Source organism: Terrimonas ferruginea DSM 30193 (assembly GCF_000425585.1).
GTDB lineage: Bacteria > Bacteroidota > Bacteroidia > Chitinophagales > Chitinophagaceae > Terrimonas > Terrimonas ferruginea.
On the sequence record NZ_AUDS01000018.1, the window covers coordinates 1 to 18494 of the forward strand.

Sequence of the window (18494 nt, forward strand, 5' to 3'; positions counted from 1 at the left end):
CGGCCACCAGTGCCTCTACGAAGACCACTGAACCCGGCGTGAACCGCTTATCCAGCGCCTGCCGGCTCATACAAACAGCCTCCTGCTGCCATAGCTTCAGGCTGTGTTGCTGCAGGCTTGCCGCTCCATACTCATACTGATCAAACAACAACATCCGCACAAAACTCTCCACGCCCAATTTGCGTTTACGTTGGATCAATCCTGTTTGAAGTGCCAACGCATTTAACTGCTGCGGTGAAAAAATGGCGCTTAACTTACCGGCTATCTCATTGATCGCTTTCAGACTCAGTTCCCTTGAAACAAACCGTTTCTTCCTCTAACACTAAGTTGACGGCTATGGTGTCCTCACGAACCAGTTCTCCAAATTCACACTTATTACTTATTACTTATTACTTAATACGGCTGTTTAACCTTTGCCTTCTTTATACAATAAACGGTGCTACGATTGTTTCAACTGCCGATCTGCTGAGCGGCTCATCAAAACTTTCACTGGCCGCACTCGCCGATACAAACGACAGAATGTTCACACCAGCTTGTGTAGTGATCTCTTCACCATCATAACTGGCTTGTACATTGGAACCGATACCGCCGGTATCTTTACCCGTGATCCAGGGTTTGATGGAAATGCCCGTGTTACGCGCCTGCCGCATCTGACGGATATGTGACGCGTGACGCGCTTCCACAGAATGGATCTGCAACGCAGCAGTCAGTACATCATTGTTGGAAATGAGTGCACCTGCCTGTCCTTTGTAGGCACGTACACCGGTGTCTTCGAAGGTTTGCGCAACGGCCAGGAATACATCGTAATTGGTAAATACGGTAGGGAAGGTACCACGTGCGGTGAAGTCGAATGTAGGTTTAGCAACGGCTGTTCCTCCGAGACTGCTGATGGCAGTTTTCAGGAAATTCACGTGCTGGTTTTCGTGGTCGCGGATCGTATTGATGGCACCGACAGCCGGTGTACCAACAGGTACCAATGCCGGTGCAGCGGCGCCCCTGGTATAAAATTCGGCTTCCAGGTATTCAAGTGTCAAGGCAAAGTTCAATACGCCCACAATAGTACTGTTTCCCTGTCCGTATGCTTTTTTGAACATACCGCCGAGTGCCAGGGGTACTGCGGCGAGGGCAAGCTTACCACCAATTTTTGCAAACTGGCTTACGGCGCTTCTGCGTGAATCGAGTCGTTCGTAAACTTCCGGATCCACTTTTTCAATATCGGTAATGAGTTTATGGATATTCATTTGTTGTAGAGTTTAAAGTTGTAGAAAAGAAAAACCTATCTGTAGAAATTGATCAGGAAGTGGGAAGATTGCCAGCCCAGAGTTTAGATACGAGGAAGGATTTCGCTACATCCAGTACTGCTGGTGGTGCTTTTACAAGGTCGAGACCGTTCATGTCAACAGCAGTGTTGTCGGCAAAAGTACCATTGCTCAGGAGGTCGCGGATGTAAGCAGCGTGACGCGCTTCTACCGAAACAATTTTTCCTGCGAGCAAAAGATAGTCTGCAGATTGGATCAATTTACCTGCACCATTGTAGGCCGACACACCAAGGTCTTCAAAAGCTTTGGCGGTGTTGAGTACGCTGGTACGGCTGCTGAAGTCGATAGCAGCAAAATTTACTTCGAGACCGGGAATAGCATTGGAGCCGAGTGCGGTTTTGAAGAATTCGCGGTGCGCAACTTCATGATCACGGATATCCGTAAGCAGCGCAACTTCTGCCGGTGTTATGCCGCTGTACTGAGAAGCAATAACACGTGTGTAAAAAGCTGCTTCGAGTTGTTCCAACGCAAAAGCATAGTTGAGAATGCCTACATCACCGCGGCCGAGATCAATAAAGCCGGCGGGCGCCTGGTTGTCATTGTCATCGTCCTTGTCGCAAGAGGCTAATACTGCAGCGGCAGTTACACCGAGTCCGAGAGAGGCAAGAAATTTTCTGCGATGAATCACTGATGCATCGGGGGTTTGTTCTGCTGACGAAATCCCTGAGGAGTTTCTTTTCATAATTCCGGTTTTTTGTGGTGTTTAAATGTTCAGGGCAAACCGAATCATTTATAGGATGACCTTAACAGTTACGGCAACGGGTTTGAAATAGTTTCAGAAGCGTTAAAGTTTTTTGAAATGAATCGTGAATCGTCAATGGTGAGGGGGAAATAACTTATTACTTCCAACGGCTTTTTGATCTCTTCACCGTTGAACTAAAAAACGAAGACCGCCCTGAAAAGGGCAGTCTTCTGATCTGATTTCTTCGCTGTTGAAAGCTTGAAATGTCTTTATGTACGAGGGAATGTTGTCGACGGATTTAAATTCAAAATTCAAAATGCGTCGCCGGGACTGTTTGACTTATGACTTAATACTTAAAACTTACCACTTACCCTACTTTACCAAACACATACATCTGATCCAAAGTAGGGGTGGGACTGCCGCCGGCATTTTCCAGCGTGATGGCGAAAGCCTGTGCCCCCGGAATATTTTTGAGCTTACAAATAGATGCACAATCACCGATTGTACCGGCATCCACGGGAACGCCATCAACCAAGGCCCAAAGCTGGTATTGCTTACCGGATGGAGCGGGTGCGAGTTTGGATGACATCACATATACATCACGTGTGTGTGTGTCCCAGAATACGGTTGCCGCATTATTCTCTTTTCCTTTCACACCTGCCAGGCTTACTTTCATCATGGCGGAGTCGGCCATCATGTCGAGGTCTTCCTGCATTTCTATCAGGCGGGTCTGGTAGGTTTTGTTATCGGCAAAAAGGGTAGTGCGCTGCGATATGAGATCTGCGTTTTCCTGGCGCACATCGTGGTAGCGATTATAGTAGTGTATGTTGAGTGCCCCACTGACCACCAGCAGGATGAGCGAAGCCGCAGCCACCATCGGTGCCCAGCGCATGCGGCGTACCGGAGCAGCCGCAACAGGCGTTTCTTTTATACGCGGTGCTGATTCCGCAGGCATGGCTTCTTCTTTCAGTCTTTCAAATAACTGTTCTTTTACGCCAGCCGGCACAGACACGGCATGTTCTGCTGCTGTTTGTTCCAGCAGTTCCTCGAACGCTATGATCGCCTGGTCGATCTCGGGATACTGTGCACGAAGACGCTCGAGCTCCCGTATCTCGTCCTGATCTGCCAGTCCAAGGACATAGCTTTCGATCACTCCACTTTGTATGTAAGACTTAATATCCACTTTATACCTTAATCGTTTGTCTTAATTCTATCAGCGCTTTGCGAAGCCTGGTTTTAACGGTGCCTATGGGAATGTTCAATTGTTTGGCTATATCATCCTGTGTGTAGCCTTCAAAATAGGATAACTCCACCAATACTCTGTACTCTTCCTTCAGCGTATGTACAATTTTACGAAGACCGATTACATCGGTATTCGTCTGACTGCTTCCTGCGAGTGTAAGAGATTCATCTGTCAACTCGTTATTCCGTTTATTATTCTTCCAGTTCTTACTGCGCAACATGTCGATTGCCGCATTGCGTGCAATGGTCAGCATCCAGGTAAATAATCGCCCCTTCGATACATCGTAGGCGCTTATCTGCTTCCAGATTTTGACAAATACTTCCTGTAAAATATCCAGTGCGGTATCCGTATCCGGTAAAATGCCGAGGATAGCACCATGCAGCGAAGACGAGTAATTATCGTAGAGATAACTAAACGCAGCCTGGTCATGCTGCTTCAGCAAGCTAACCAGTTCTTCTTCATTATATCGCTGTAAGCTTTTCAACAAAGAAATTTAAATCAGATAATCAAGTTACGAAAACCGGATTATTCTGGTTTTATAAAATGGGAATTTTTTCTACATTCTGTAACGGGTAGGGAAAAAAGCGTACTGTCATCTGATCACCACCGTACCCAGGGCCTGGGTCAGTTCCATCTCCATTTTTTTAAGATGTCGATGGGTCTCGCGCAGCACGTTCAACTCTTCGGGGGTATGTTCCTTTTCCATGTCAACCTGGTTTTCCAGCAGCATCCGTTTGATTTTCCGCAGTTTGAGATAGTTTACCGCTGACAATACTTTCTCACTTGTTTTGTCTTCCCCGATTTTAAGAAACTTGTACAGTTCCTCGTCGTTGCCGGGTGACAGGGTCCGGATAAAATCCTCGTAGCTCTGTTCGAACAGGTTTTTCTGAAAGCCGGTGTTCTGGCTGAACTCCCGTCTCCAGTGTTCACTTTCTTCGTAGGGGAAGTTAAGCAAGGATACTGCCAATGTGCTCAACCCGGTATCCTGATGGTACACAAAGTAGTTCTTGTTGGCATGTTCGGGATCGTGCTGCAGCAATTCTTTGAAGGCATTCAGCAGTTTGATTACTTCCTGATTATCCATCAGGCTTTCATCCACCATCTCATCAAATATATAATTGGCTACTTTGCGGCCGTCTTCCCAGGGTTTGTCACCATGCTCGAGTAATACACGGGCGATCTCTTTTTCCTGCAGATCGTCTTTGAACATCAGGTTGAAGGTGGCTTCTTCATAATTGGCTTCTTCCGCCTTCCGGGCATTTTCCTCCCGTTGAGCCGCATCTTCGAATGGAAGTTTGCGTTCCTGTGTCGATATGCGGTCGCGGATGAACTTATTGACCAGGCTATGCATACCGCCCTCGTCGATCTGCAGGATCTGCGCGCACTGGCGGATATAGTCCTGCTGGCGGGTGAAGTCTTCCAGTTTGTTGATCCGGGAGATCGTCTCCGCCATTTTGTTCACCACTTCCGACTTTTTCACCGAGTCGCCGCCCGCATCTTTCAATGCTACTTCCAGTTGAAAGAGAATGAAATCTTTTTTATTGGTGTCAATAAATTCCCGGAATGCCGTTGCGCCTACTTTATTGACATAACTGTCGGGGTCTTCTTTGTCGGGGATGAGAACAAGCTTTACATTCAGCCCTTCTTCCAGCGCCATGTCCAACCCGCGGAGTGCGGCTTTTACACCCGCCGCATCGCCATCATATATAATGGTGAGGTTGTTCGTGTATTTTCTGATCAACCGCAGTTGATCCGTTGTTAACGATGTACCTCCCGAGGCCACTACGTTTTCGATACCTGCCTGGTGCAGCGATACTACATCGGTATAACCTTCCACCAGCAGGCATTCATCCGCCTTATCGATAGCTGTGCGCGCAAAGTAGGAGCCATAAAGGATCTTACTCTTGACATAGATTTCGTTTTCGGGCGTATTGATGTATTTCGGTGCACGGTCATTGGCCTTTAGTATACGGGCACCAAAACCAAGAATTTTTCCGCTTGAATTATGAATGGGAAAAATTACACGGCCCCTGTAATTGTCGGTAAGCTGTCCGTTACGCTCCGCTACCAAACCTGATTTTAATAATAATTCCGGGTTGTATTGTTTCGCTTTCGCTTCCTGCACCAGTGCATCGCGTTGCTCGGGAGCATAACCCAATTGGAATTTGCGGATGATCTCTTCGCGAAAGCCGCGTTCTTTAAAATAACTCAGGCCGATATCCTGGCCTTCTTCTGTTTCAAATAATTGCCGCGTGAAGAATTGACCGGCAAAATTGTTGAGGATATAAAGACTATCGGCGGTCTGGTATTGCTGCCGTTGTTCATCGCTGACAAAGGTTTCTTCGATCTCGATGCCGTAGCGGTTGGCCAGCCATTTCAGGGCATCTACATAGCTGTATTTTTCATGCTCCATAACGAAGCTGATGGTGTTGCCGCTTTTGCCGCAACCGAAGCATTTGTAGATTTCTTTGGAAGGGGAAACCGTAAAAGACGGCGTCTTTTCGTTGTGAAAAGGGCAGTTACCGATGTAATTGGAGCCGCGTCTTTTAAGCTTGATAAAACTGCCGACCACATCCACGATGTCCAGGCGCGCAAGTATTTGTTGTATGGTCTGGGGAGAAATCATAGCCGGACTGCAAATATACCGCGGCATGCGGTAAGATGTGAGTACAGGCTAAAGATTTGTACAGGCTGTTACAATTCAACTGTTTTCCGGTTGCGGAGCTTGTCAAGGCGTTTGAGTCCTTCAGCCGTCTGTCTTTTGCGCTCCAGGATGCTGCCGAGCGTGATATCCGTGTCGGGAATACCTTTCAGCTTTGAGCTTTCCAGTTGGCGTTGCAACTGATTGAACGTAACGAGGGCATTCTGGTAAACGTTTTGAATACTGTCGAGCCGGAGTTTATAGAGTTCTGTTTGGAGTTCTGTCTGAAGCGCCTGCCAGTTGATCTGATCGTAAGCCGCACGCATCTGTTGTTCCACCTTCCGCCATTCTTCGGCCTGCTTCTCTGCCAGTTTAGCTTCGTAGTCGGCCTTCACGGCTTCTTTCTCTACGTTGGTCATCGCATCTGCGATAGAGCCTTCTATGGTAGTCCAGTTGATGTTGCCCACTACTTTCTGGGAAGAAGTAACGACATCTCTTACGATGGCTTCGTCTTCGTCGCTCAATTGTACGTGGTTCTGAACATCGACATGTATGTTGTTCAGGTTAAAGGCGGCAGGAATAAAGGGTGATTGCTCGTTGTTAGCGCCTTTGCGTGCGAGTTCGGCAAGAACAGCAGGCAGACGTTTACCGAAAGAAAGTGCTTCCATGGCTACTTCTCCGTTTTGCATCGGACTACTGACGGTAAGTTGTGCCGGCAATTCGGTCGCATGAACGGCCATTGTTGCTTCTGCTGTTGCCTCATCAACCTCCGGGGCAGATACCGGATAACTTGCGTAAGCTACATCAGCAGGATTGATCTGCGCGTCTGCCAGCATGGGTGTGACAGCCGGTGCGGAATCTTTTTTAATAACTGGATAACTGAGGCCTGCCAGACACATTACTCCCAACAGGAACAAGGTAGCAAGTGTTACATTACGGTAAGGCACCGGGTTGCGGCGGCGTGCGCCAACGATCCACTCTATGCGTCCGAGTAATTCCTGGTCGGAACCTGCGGCAGGTAAAGCGAGTGTAGCCGGTTGTTGCAGCTTACCCAGCATCAGCAGGGCGCTTGCATATTCGATCTTGTCGTATTGAAATTGTAATACCAGTTCGTCGGCAGCGCGCTCGCGTTCACGTTCCTGTATGCGGACGAACGCTTTTACAAAAGGATTGAAATAAAGAACGGCGTGTATAAGGCGGCTGATGAGGTTGATCAGGTAATCGTAACGGCAGATATGTGCCAGTTCGTGCAGTAATATGGTTTCGATCTGGCCGGGATTGAGATGTGTGACTGCTGCTATTGGCAACAGGATAACCGGTTTCAGGTAACCTACCGTCAGCGGGGAAGTTACATGTTCCGACAACCAGATGGTGACTTTGCGGTTGATGCCGAGATGTTCTGCCGTACGCTTTACATATAAACGCCAATCAACGGCGGGTTTGCTCAAACCGCGGTAACGGATATGATGTACATAGCGGAGGTTGCGGTAAAAACGGACCAGGGGAATGAACAATAATGCCAGGTAGGCCATGGAGGCATAGGGCAACAACAGCGGAAGCCAGTTATCAAAACGGCTGGATGCATCGCTGAACAAAGGCGAAGCTGAAAAACCGGTATTGACATGGCCGGTTATTCCGCTCACCAGGTTGATCAGGAACCAGGCGAAACCCGTCAGGAGCAGGGAGGAGGCCAGCCGGGTTTTGGCGGCGGGCGTCATGCGCGCACGGAGAGCGGTGATTAGCTGATAGCATACCCACAAAATTCCCATTTGCCACAGGCTGTCAAAAACAGCCCATCCCAATGCCTGCAGAAAGTTCGACTGGCTTGAAAACATAAGCCGTGAATTTAGGTTTGGTTATTTGTTCTTGAGATCGTTCAGGAGCGCCTGGATTCTGTCCAGTTCTTCCTGGCTTGCTTTGCCCTCGCCAAGTGCCTGGATGACGAGTTGGGTAGCGGAGCCACCGAACAGGCCTGAGATCATTTTATCCAGCAGATGCTTCTGGGTTTTTTCTTTGTTAACGGCAGCCTGATAGATATGCGTGCGCATGGAATCATCTCTCTTCACCAGTCCTTTCTCGTGCATGATCTGCATCAGCTTGAGTGTGGTCGTATAGCCGACATCTTTGGTCGCGGCCAGTTCCTCATGCACTTCCCTTACGGTGGCTAACCCTTTGGCCCAGAGCAATTGCAGGATCTCGAGTTCGCTCTCGGTGGGTTTTACTGTTTTAGTCGTTGACATGGGTTATACAATTTGAGGGCAATATACGACCGATTTCGTAATAAATCATGCTTCAGGCAGAAATTTGCCCATTTTAACACGATTTAACAGTTAGACGCGGAGGCAGGGGAAAGGTTACAGAGGAGTCAATGAGTTAATTTGAAAATTTGAGAATTTGACAATAACAGGAATGGTCAGTATTTATCAGTCCATATATCTTTATACTTACTACTTACTACTTAATACTTAATACTTAATACCCTACACCCTAAGCCTTACACCTTACTTAAAAAACTAAGCCCCACTGTGGAAACAGCGGGACTTAAGTAATGGTTCTGATTAGATCCTTTAATTATTTATACTCGGCAGTAGTGTTGTTTTGATTTTGGCCGAGCGAAGCTATTACTTCTTTTTTAATTTCCTGCTTGTTATTTTTTGCTTCGCTGGGCGCTCTGCCTTCCAATTGTGCAAGGGTGGGAGCAATTACCAGGGAAACAATCGACATCAGTTTGATGAGGATGTTCATAGACGGACCAGAAGTGTCTTTAAACGGATCACCTACGGTATCACCGGTAACAGATGCTTTATGCGGCTCTGATTTTTTATAGTAAATCTGGCCGTTGATCTCCACACCTTTTTCAAAAGACTTCTTCGCGTTGTCCCATGCGCCACCGGCGTTGTTCTGGAACATACCCATCAGTACACCGCTAACGGTAGCACCGGCGAGGAATCCACCCAGCGCTTCAGCACCAAGACCCGGCAGGAAACCGATGATGATCGGAGAAACGATAGCGATGGCACCGGGCAACATCATTTTCTTGATAGATGCCTGTGTGGAGATGGCTACGCATTTGTCGTACTCAGGTTTGCCGGTACCTTCCATGATACCAGGGATGGTACGGAACTGACGACGCACTTCTTCCACCATCGCCATGGCGGCCTGACCAACCGCACGGATAGCCAGTGAAGAGAAGATGAACGGAATCATACCACCTACGAACAGACAAGCGAGTACGTTTGCTTTATAGATATCGATGCCGCTGATCCGTGATACACCTACGAAGGCAGCAAAAAGCGCCAGGGCAGTAAGTGCCGCGGAAGCGATCGCAAAACCCTTACCTGTAGCAGCCGTAGTATTACCCACCGCATCCAGTACGTCGGTTTTTTCACGAACATCGGGAGGCAGTTCGCTCATTTCAGCAATACCACCGGCATTGTCGGCGATAGGGCCGAATGCATCGATCGCCAATTGCATAGCAGTGGTGGCCATCATACCGGCAGCGGCAATTGCCACACCGTACAGACCGGCACACTCATAAGAACCCCAGATACCACCTGCCAGCACGAGGATGGGCAGGAACGTAGATTCCATACCGATCGCCAGACCACCGATTACGTTGGTAGCATGACCGGTAGAAGATTGTTTGATAATGCTCATCACGGGACGTTTGCCCATGGCCGTGTAATATTCCGTGATGATGCTCATCAATGCACCTACAGCAAGACCTACACCGATGGCGCCGAGTACACCCCACTTGGTGAACTCGATTCCACGCAACACCAATTGCTCCGGCAGCAGCCAGTAAACGAGGCCTGCAGCCGCAATAGCCGTGAGGACCATAGAACCCCAGTTACCCATGTTCAGGGCTTTCTGTACGGCAGAAGTATTGATACCTGCCGTGTCGCTGATGCGCACGAACAGGGTTCCGATAATAGAGAAGAGAATACCCAGACCTGCGATCAGCATGGGCAATACGATGGGAGAGAAACCTCCGAGGCTGTCATCACCAATGATCTGTGTTTCCTGACCCAGTACGATGGTAGCAAGAACGGTAGCCACATAAGAACCGAACAGGTCGGCACCCATACCGGCTACGTCACCTACGTTGTCGCCCACGTTGTCGGCGATAGTGGCCGGGTTGCGGGGATCATCTTCAGGAATGCCTGCTTCCACTTTACCTACGAGGTCGGCACCTACGTCGGCAGCTTTGGTATAGATACCACCGCCAACACGGGCAAACAAAGCGATAGATTCAGCACCCAGGGAGAAACCGGTCAGTACTTCGATGGTACGGATCATTTCGTCTGAGTTAACGGCAGCGTCGGGAGCAAAAAAATGTTTGAGAACGATATAAAGACCACCCAGTCCGAATACGGCCAGGCCTGCAACACCCACACCCATTACGGCACCGCCGGTAAAGGATACATTGAGTGCGCGGCTCAGGCTGCTGCGGGCAGCTTGTGCAGTACGTACGTTGGCTTTGGTTGCTGCTTTCATACCGATGAATCCGGCAAGTGCACTCAGTACGGCACCAATTACGAAAGCAACAGCAATAGACCAGTGAGAATGTGGATTAGCGCCGGCCATTACAGCAAGCAGAATAGCAACGATCACTACGAAATAACCCAATACTTTCCACTCGGCACGGAGGAAAGCCATGGCACCTTCAGCAATGTAGTTGCTGATTTCTTTCATGCGGTCGTTACCGGCATCCTGGCGGGATACCCAATTGAATTTAACAAGCGTGTAGAGGAGACCAAGGATTCCCATGAGCGGAACCAGGTAGATCAATTTGTCCATAATTACAGTTAATAAGACTTGATTAATAATGCCCTGCGGAAACCAGCCACGTCTCCGAAGGACGGCAAAGATAGGGGTTGGGTGGCATATTTTATAGCTTCCCGGCGGCGGTGGAAAACGCGTGAAAAGCCGCATTCATCAGGCTTACAGACGTTTGGCCCGGGATCAGGACAACAATTGGAGAAAGGCGGCACCGAGATACTCGGGAATGTCGCCGGCGATAAGCGCTTCCTGTGAGATCCGCACGGCGGCCAGATCGCCTGCGAGTCCGTGGAGATAAACACCCAGGATAGCTGCGTCCGCCGTTGAATACCCCTGCGCCAGCAGCGACGCGAGGATACCGGTCAGCACATCCCCGCTGCCACCGGTGGCCATGCCGGCATTACCGGTGGCATTGTACCAAACCCGCCCGTCGGGCAGGGCGATCACGGTATGATGACCTTTTACTACAATCACCACCTGCCATTCCTGCGCTTTGCGCATGGCCAGGCCCACCCGCTCAAATTCGTTGGACGTTTCACCGAAAAGGCGGGCAAATTCTTTGGGATGCGGGGTAAGAATGGCACCGTGGGGCAATACAGGCCGGGCCTGCTCCTGCGCCAGTATATTCAATGCGTCGGCATCCAGCACAACGGGGCAGGATAAACGCGGTAATAGTTCCAGCAACAGTTGCCTTGTCTCGCGAGCAGTACCCAAACCCGGACCGATCGCTACTGCCTGGTAACGTGAAAGATCATCCGGCGATTCCGATAGATAAGACGTGTTGGGATCTGTTATGACCATGGCTTCGGGCACGGCGGTCTGCAGTACAGGATATCCGCAGCCCGGAATATAAACGCTCAATAAACCTGCTCCCGCGCGAAGACAAGCGCGGGAGGATAAAACGGCAGCACCCATTTTTCCATAACTACCCGCCATCAATAATACGTGTCCATAAGTGCCTTTGTGGGCAAACTGATTCCGCGGACGATAGATCTTTTTTGCTTCTTCGAAATCGGTTAACTGGTAATCCGTTTCGGCAGCCGCGAGATAATGGGGGTGTAGTCCTATATCCAATATATGTACCAGCCCGGTGGCTTCGGCATTTTCGGCAGCCAGAAAGGCTCTTTTATAACACTGGAAACTGAGTGTGTGCGTGGCATGCACTACTGGAAAACCTTTTGAGCTTTCATCGGCCAGCAAACCGCTGGGCATGTCGATAGCAACGATGGTCTCGTTGCTTTCATTTATATGGGTGACGAGATCGGCTGTAAATCCCTCCAACGGACGATTCAATCCCGTGCCGAAAAGTGCGTCGATGATCCATATATCACCGGGAAAGACGGGCAACTGGGAACCGGGCTGTAAAAAGCGGATTTCCACACCGGGGAGCTGGTGTACGCGGGCCAGGTTAATCTGAAAATCCTCCGTGCCTTTGTGACCAAATTCAAGAATGTAGGCAATTACCTCCCGGCCCATTTGCGATAACAGCCTGGCAATGGCGAGTCCATCACCGCCGTTATTGCCTTTACCACAGAAAATATGAAGGGGAATATTGTCCGGAATACGGTCTGCGATCCACGCAGTACAGGCCTGTGCGGCTTTTTCCATCAGATCGATTGAGGAGATGGACAAGCGGGCCATGGTGTATTGGTCCCATTCCCGTACCTGTGCGGCGGTGAGGATTTTCATACAGAGTGAATTGTGAATGGTCAATGGTGAATCGTCAATAGGTTAACTCAAACAAGTTACTACTTATAATCTATTACTCACCCTTCGACAGGTCAATGCTTCGGCCTCGGGGAACCAACTCCCGGTTTACCTAAAACCTTCAACCTATAACCTTATCACTTACGCTTTAAAACTTTCTTCACTGGTTCCTTCTTTTTTGGAGACTCTTTGGTTTTAGCTGGTGGCGGTGGTGGAGGCGTAGACTCCGTACTGCTTTCCTGGTCCTCGCCGCCGGTGCGTCCGTCATAAGCGCCAAACAATCCGTATGCCTTGTGTGCAGCCTGGTAAATACCGCGGTTGAATTTATTTCCCAAAATAATAATAGTCACTTTTTCGTCGATCAGCCGCGCGAATGCAGGCGTAAACCCATGCCATCTTCCGAAATGATAAACGATTTTTTTACCATTCGGGTATTCGAGCAAACGCCAGCCTAGACCATAATTATGCAGGCTGTTGCGTTCACGGCTCTGCCCGGTAAAAGCCGAGTCAAGCAACGATTGACGGATAAATTTCCCTGTATATAAAACCTGGTCCCAGCGCAGGAGATCACGGGGCGTGGAGTAAATATTTTTATCGCCGTATGTGCCTTCGAGGAAATCATTTTTCCAGAAACCTCCATTGGGATCGAAAGAAGGAGTGGCTGTGGAAGAGTCTTTCAATGTGAACACATAGGTATGATTCAGTTGCATGGGTTCAAACAGCTCTTTTTTCATGAACTCCGGGTACGGCATACCGCTTACTTTTTCGATCAGCATGGCGAGCAGTACATAATTGGTGTTGCTGTAGCTGAAACGGGAGCCGGGGGTAAAACTGCGGGCCGGTTTTTCATTGACCAGGAATTTGAACATGTCTTCGTTGGTTACGTACACGTTTTGATCCCATTTGGTTTTATCGGCCATAAAATAGACATAGTTGGGCAGGCCGCTGCGATGGCTCAGCAGCATGCGTACCGTTACGCCGGGATAATGCGCCAATTCCGGGAAAAACTTCGTCAGTGAATCATCGAGGCCAACCTTGCCGTCCTGCACCAGTTTGAGTACCGCCATTCCCGTAAACGGTTTGCTGGTAGAGGCGAGATGCATTGAAGTAGTATCGGTCAGTGGATCTTTGGTCCGGAGATCGCGGTAGCCGACATATTTCTCATAGAGGATTTGTCCTTCTTTGGCTACAAGCACGCCGCCGTTGAATCCGCGGCGGAACAGGGCAGAGTCAAAAAAAGATTCAAGCATTGCTTCGTAGCGTGCTTTTTCTTTATCGCTTATTGCCGCGGGTTCCGGTATTGTATAGACAAACGAACTTTCGTTGTCGTTTTTCTTTTCAGATTTGACGTTACCACAGGAGCTTCCTAATATCAGGGCCAATAAAAAATAGCAGGTTCTTTTCACTAATGATCGTTTGTGACAAAAATAGAGATGCAACAATTTTTATACCGCTCTAACTTTTCCCCATTCCCGTAAATATCTTAATAACTACATGGGTTATATTTGCAACATGGCAACTGCAGAAAAAACTAGTTATCCCAAAGAAAAGATCCGCGTTTTATTTTTAGAGAATATCAGTGACCTCGCCGTTAAAAATTTCCGCAACAGTGGTTACACACAGGTAGAAAAAATCAGTAAAGCACTGACGGAAGATGAACTGGTGAAAGAAATCAAAGATGTACACATACTCGGCATCCGTTCCAAAACACAAATTACTCCGCGTATACTCGAAGCTGCAAAGAAACTGCAGGCCATCGGATGTTTTTGTATCGGTGTTAACCAGGTTAACCTGAAGTCGGCTACCGAGCACGGAGTGAGCGTATTCAATGCACCGTACTCCAATACACGTTCGGTTGCAGAACTTGTAATCGGCCTGGCGATTATGCTGATCCGCCGTATACCGGACAAGAACAAAGCAGCGCATGAAGGCATCTGGATGAAAGATGCCAAAGGCAGTTTTGAATTGCGGGGTAAAACGCTTGGCATTATCGGTTATGGAAATATCGGCTCGCAGGTAAGCGTGCTGGCAGAAGCGCTCGGCATGAAAGTACTGTTCTACGACACCGAAACCAAATTGCCTTTGGGAAATGCGGCAGATGGTAAAACATTGAAAGATGTATTATCAAAATCGGATGTGGTAACGATGCACGTACCCGAAACGGCGCAGACCAAAAACCTGATCAATAAATCTAACCTCAAATACTTCAAGAAAGGATCGATCCTGATCAACTATGCACGTGGTGAAGTGGTGGAACTCGAAGCCTTGCGCAAGTACATTGTAGACGGACATATCGGTGGCGCGGCCATCGACGTATTTCCCTGGGAGCCGGAGAAAAACGGTGACCGGTTCCAGACGCCTTTGCAGGATCTGCCCAACGTCATTCTCACACCGCATATCGGTGGCAGCACCGAAGAAGCTCAGCAGAATATCGGTGAAGATGTAAGTCTCAAGCTGCTTAATTTCCTGGAAAAAGGCAATACGTTCGGCTCGCATACCGTGCCTGCGCTCGCGTTGCCGCCGCAGGAAGGGTCGCACCGCATTCTCCATATACATAACAATGTACCCGGCGTGCTCTCCGCGATCAATACCGCACTATCCGATGCGAAGATCAACATCGTGGGACAGTATCTCAAAACCAATGAAGAAATTGGCTATGTGGTGCTGGATGTGGATAAACAGCTCAGCAATCGTGCGATGCAGTTGTTGAAAGAGGTGAAGGAGACGATTAAGGTGAGAATGCTTTATTAAAATTCAAAAGGCGGGAATGGTGAGTCGTCAATCGTGAATCGTGAATAGACTCCTTGGTTCGTGTATACACGAACCAGTTCACGCAAGGTTATTGACCGCTGGTGTCAGCTAACGCTTTGCCTCCGCAATCACCGGGAACGATCCTCATCTCCAGCTTTTCCAATCCCAGATCGATGCCGTTGATGTTTTTGTTTTGCAATGCATCGAGCAATTCCCGTTCGGACGCTTCCTTGACAAGCACGCTGATTACCTGTTGCAGGCTGATGGAAAATTCGGACACGCCGTATACTATTTTTTCTCCCTTTCTGCCGAAGGCAAATAAGATGGCGCGGTCTCTTAAAAAGAGCGGAACGCCACCATTTGTTTTGTCGAAATAATATCCCTTTTCATCTTTGCCATTCGAGACCGACAGGATTTGTTTATCAGGACAAAAGAGATAAACGTTGATATCCATGTCAAATGTTCCCTGCAACTGTGCCCACACTTTTACAGGCTGGGTTCCTGCATACCCTTCCATATAAGCATCGATATTGTACCAGCCGAATGTTTTGATCTGGAACTCATACATGCCGGAAGTAGGTCCGTCGGTGAAAGCGACCTTTCTTTCTTCAGGATCATCCAATTCCTTTTCACCCGAAAATGTATTGGCATTTTGCGGGGCAGGAGTGGCGGGCAGTGTGGGAATATCGTTGTTAAATTGTGAAGTCTCCGCTAGAGATGGTTTTATATACATCGTATCATCTTTACATAAGGCCGTAAAGCCACCGGAAGAACTATCTTTTCCGGAGGCTGTGGCCGGCTGTTGCGGTGGCGTCAATGACGGGTACTTCTCCTGATTGTTGATGTATTTAATAATGGCGTCTATTGATTCATTGTCGAGCAGAGGAAAGAGGTCCATTGCCGTGGGAGAGTATTTCGACATTTCAACGGCACGCGGATAGCCGGATGCGATCAGTTTTCTATTATTTCTTATCCACTCATACAATTGCGGCCGCGGCCATCTTTGCTCAACGCCTGCGAGGGCAGGGCCTGTACTTCCTGTTCGCATATCGGGGGAGTGACAGGTAGCGCATTTGCTGTGATAGAGTACGCTTCCCAATTGCAAATCCTGCGGAGGAGGATTGAGTGTATCGGGTTCAACCCAGTTAACGGTACCACTATCAGTTTCTACTCCTTTAAAAAGTTTCATGGTACTGTCGTAATAAGAATAAGGTATGGAAACCCCGAGCGGCTTCACCAGTGTTGTCATTGCCCCACCCGCTGTTGCATTGATATAGATCATGCCGCCGCTGCGCAAAGGCCGGCCATTTGATTCAGTGGTTAACCCAGCCGCCAATATCTCTGCCGACGTAAATGCTTCACGGATGGTGATGGCTATTTTGCCGCCTCCGGCAAAAGCATCCGAAGGAATTTTTACACGGGCACCGTGCGCCGTGATGATCGTGGTATCCATCGACGGATCGATCTGAAACACCTGTTCGCGCAGCATAGAAGGAGAAAACGGTTTTGGTGACATTTTTGCAGCCTGTCTGCAGGACGAGAAACAAAAAACAACAACGTACAACGAAAGAATGGCAAAGATGGCTCTCATGGTAAGGTTGGTTTGGATGGTGATTAAAGCAGCACAAAGTTAAATCTGTACGTCAGTTTTCGTAGTTATTTATTTTCCTTAATTTTCAATAAATATTGAAAATTGTGTAAATTTGCGGCATAAATTCTTATTATGAAAGTGGTCATCGTAGGTGCAGGGTTTGGCGGACTGAAGCTGGCCCGTGCCCTGAATAATAAACCCGGTTTTGAAGTAATCCTCATTGACCGGTTCAACTATCATCAGTTCCAACCTTTGTTCTACCAGGTAGCGACCGCGGGCCTGGATGCGAGTAATATTTCCTTTCCGTTGCGGAAAGTTTTTCAGAAAAGTAAAAACGTAAGAATCCGGCTGACAGAACTGCAATCAATCGTACCGGATCAGAACAAAGTGATAACGGACACGGAAGAAATCAGCTATGATGTATTGGTGATCGCAACAGGAGCGGACACCAACTTTTTTGGTAATGCACAACTCGCGGAACATGCATTTCCCATGAAGTCAACCGTAGAAGCGTTGCAACTTCGTTACCGTTTGCTGCAAAACCTCGAACAGGCATTGACCATAGAAAATGCGGATGACCTGCAACGCCGGATGAACATCGTGGTGGTAGGCGGCGGTCCTACGGGAGTAGAAGTATCAGGTGCGCTGGCCGAATGGAAAAAATATGTGCTGCCCAAAGACTATCCCGAACTGGACTTTGACAATATGAATATTTACCTGCTTGAAGGATCGTCCAAAACGCTTGCCGCGATGAGTGAAAAATCATCGGAACAATCGCGCAAATATCTCGAAAAACTGGGTGTAAATGTAAAGACCAATACGATCGTAAAAGATTACGACGGTAAAACGGTGCACCTGAATGATGGCTCAACAGTCGAGGCGGCTACCGTAATATGGGCAGCCGGTATTAAAGGAAATGTGCCCGCCGGTATTGAACCGGAACTGGTGGCGCGTGGCAACCGTATCAAGACTGACCGTCGTTGCCGGGTGATGGGACATAATAATATATATGCGATCGGTGATATCGCTTACATGGAAACACCCAAATACCCCAACGGGCATCCCCAGGTGGCACCTGTGGCCATGCAACAGGCGTCTTTACTGGCCGGTAACCTGATCGTGGAAGAAAGAAAATCTACCAAACCCTTCTATGAATTCGAATACCGCGACAAAGGGTCGATGGCAACTGTTGGCCGTAACCTGGCAGTGGTGGATGTGCCCAAGCCCAAACTGCACTTTGGTGGTTTTATGGCCTGGATGATCTGGATGGGACTGCATCTGATGCTGATACTGGGCGTTAAGAACAGGTTCTTCGTATTCAGCAACTGGTTATACAATTACTTCACGTATGATCAGAACCTGCGGCTGATCTTCAAGGAATTTGAACGGCCCGAGAATGAAACGCACAAGTCAAAAATCACAAGTCAAAAAGAAGGAAGTGCTGCCGGAACTGAACAACATGTGAAGACAGGTGCCGTTTAATCTCGTCCGCCGGTTCGGGATCGATAATTTATTAAAGAGTCGCTGAGAAGAGGCTCTTTTTTTTGTGTAACCTTCTAAATGTGTAAATAGATACACAGTATTTGTAGTGAATCCCCCTGGCTATACCAGCATAAATTATTTCTTATACAATTCTAATCTCTACATCTTTCATAGGGCATTTATCAACTTTACCTGCTAAAAAAACGGGAGACATATTTCCCCACTGCGGCATCCGGCTGCTTTTTTGCAATAAGTCCTGCTGAGCGAAAACCCTCACATTAAAAACTTCGTTCATT

General features: G+C 48.4%; 14 protein-coding genes. 2 read left to right on the plus strand and 12 right to left on the minus strand.

Translation table 11 applies throughout. The features are described from left to right. The 11 genes from H608_RS21485 to H608_RS21495 form a co-directional block, all read right to left on the minus strand. On the minus strand, positions 1–217 hold a 217-nt coding region (locus tag H608_RS21485), incomplete at its 3' end, for a hypothetical protein (RefSeq protein ID WP_038007497.1). A gap of 205 nt (positions 218–422) precedes the next feature. Beyond that, positions 423–1241: a ferritin-like domain-containing protein gene (locus H608_RS0106410; protein ID WP_028786948.1), complete on the minus strand. Its 819-nt coding sequence runs from the start codon at positions 1239–1241 to the stop codon at positions 423–425. Positions 1242–1293: 52 nt separating this feature from the next. After that, complete coding sequence (locus H608_RS21490) at positions 1294–2001, minus strand: ferritin-like domain-containing protein (RefSeq protein WP_038007500.1); 708 nt, start codon at positions 1999–2001, stop codon at positions 1294–1296. Positions 2002–2368: 367 nt separating this feature from the next. Then, the gene (locus H608_RS0106420) at positions 2369–3154 is read right to left on the minus strand and encodes an anti-sigma factor (protein ID WP_028786949.1); all 786 of its coding nucleotides are present in this window, start codon (positions 3152–3154) and stop codon (positions 2369–2371) included. Between the two features lie 31 nt (positions 3155–3185). Then, positions 3186–3728, minus strand: coding sequence for an RNA polymerase sigma factor (locus H608_RS0106425; protein WP_028786950.1), 543 nt, complete (start codon positions 3726–3728; stop codon positions 3186–3188). 108 nt (positions 3729–3836) lie between these two features. Beyond that, positions 3837–5897 carry a DNA primase gene (gene dnaG / locus H608_RS0106430; RefSeq protein ID WP_245565730.1) on the minus strand — a complete coding sequence of 687 codons (2061 nt, stop codon included), beginning with the start codon at positions 5895–5897 and terminating at the stop codon, positions 3837–3839. A gap of 41 nt (positions 5898–5938) precedes the next feature. Further along, on the minus strand, positions 5939–7720 hold the full coding sequence (locus H608_RS0106435) for a M56 family metallopeptidase (RefSeq protein ID WP_081658812.1): 1782 nt from the start codon (positions 7718–7720) through the stop codon (positions 5939–5941). Between the two features lie 21 nt (positions 7721–7741). Beyond that, the gene (locus H608_RS0106440) at positions 7742–8125 is read right to left on the minus strand and encodes a BlaI/MecI/CopY family transcriptional regulator (protein ID WP_028786953.1); all 384 of its coding nucleotides are present in this window, start codon (positions 8123–8125) and stop codon (positions 7742–7744) included. A gap of 331 nt (positions 8126–8456) precedes the next feature. Beyond that, a complete protein-coding gene (locus tag H608_RS0106445) occupies positions 8457–10685 on the minus strand; it encodes a sodium-translocating pyrophosphatase (RefSeq protein WP_028786954.1) in 2229 nt (742 codons plus the stop codon). Between the two features lie 165 nt (positions 10686–10850). Next, positions 10851–12356, minus strand: a complete 1506-nt coding sequence (locus H608_RS0106450; protein ID WP_028786955.1) for a bifunctional ADP-dependent NAD(P)H-hydrate dehydratase/NAD(P)H-hydrate epimerase — start codon at positions 12354–12356, stop codon at positions 10851–10853. Between the two features lie 155 nt (positions 12357–12511). Then, the gene (locus H608_RS21495) at positions 12512–13780 is read right to left on the minus strand and encodes a serine hydrolase domain-containing protein (protein ID WP_051268093.1); all 1269 of its coding nucleotides are present in this window, start codon (positions 13778–13780) and stop codon (positions 12512–12514) included. Between the two features lie 106 nt (positions 13781–13886). Between H608_RS21495 and serA the strand changes: the two genes are divergently transcribed. Next, positions 13887–15125, plus strand: a complete 1239-nt coding sequence (serA, locus tag H608_RS0106460; RefSeq protein WP_028786956.1) for a phosphoglycerate dehydrogenase — start codon at positions 13887–13889, stop codon at positions 15123–15125. A gap of 88 nt (positions 15126–15213) precedes the next feature. Here the strand turns inward: serA and H608_RS0106465 are convergent, their stop codons facing one another. Then, a complete protein-coding gene (locus H608_RS0106465; protein WP_245565731.1) occupies positions 15214–16716 on the minus strand; it encodes a c-type cytochrome in 1503 nt (500 codons plus the stop codon). Positions 16717–16848: 132 nt separating this feature from the next. Between H608_RS0106465 and H608_RS21500 the strand changes: the two genes are divergently transcribed. After that, positions 16849–18198 carry an NAD(P)/FAD-dependent oxidoreductase gene (locus H608_RS21500; protein WP_051268094.1) on the plus strand — a complete coding sequence of 450 codons (1350 nt, stop codon included), beginning with the start codon at positions 16849–16851 and terminating at the stop codon, positions 18196–18198. Positions 18199–18494 lie beyond the last annotated feature (296 nt).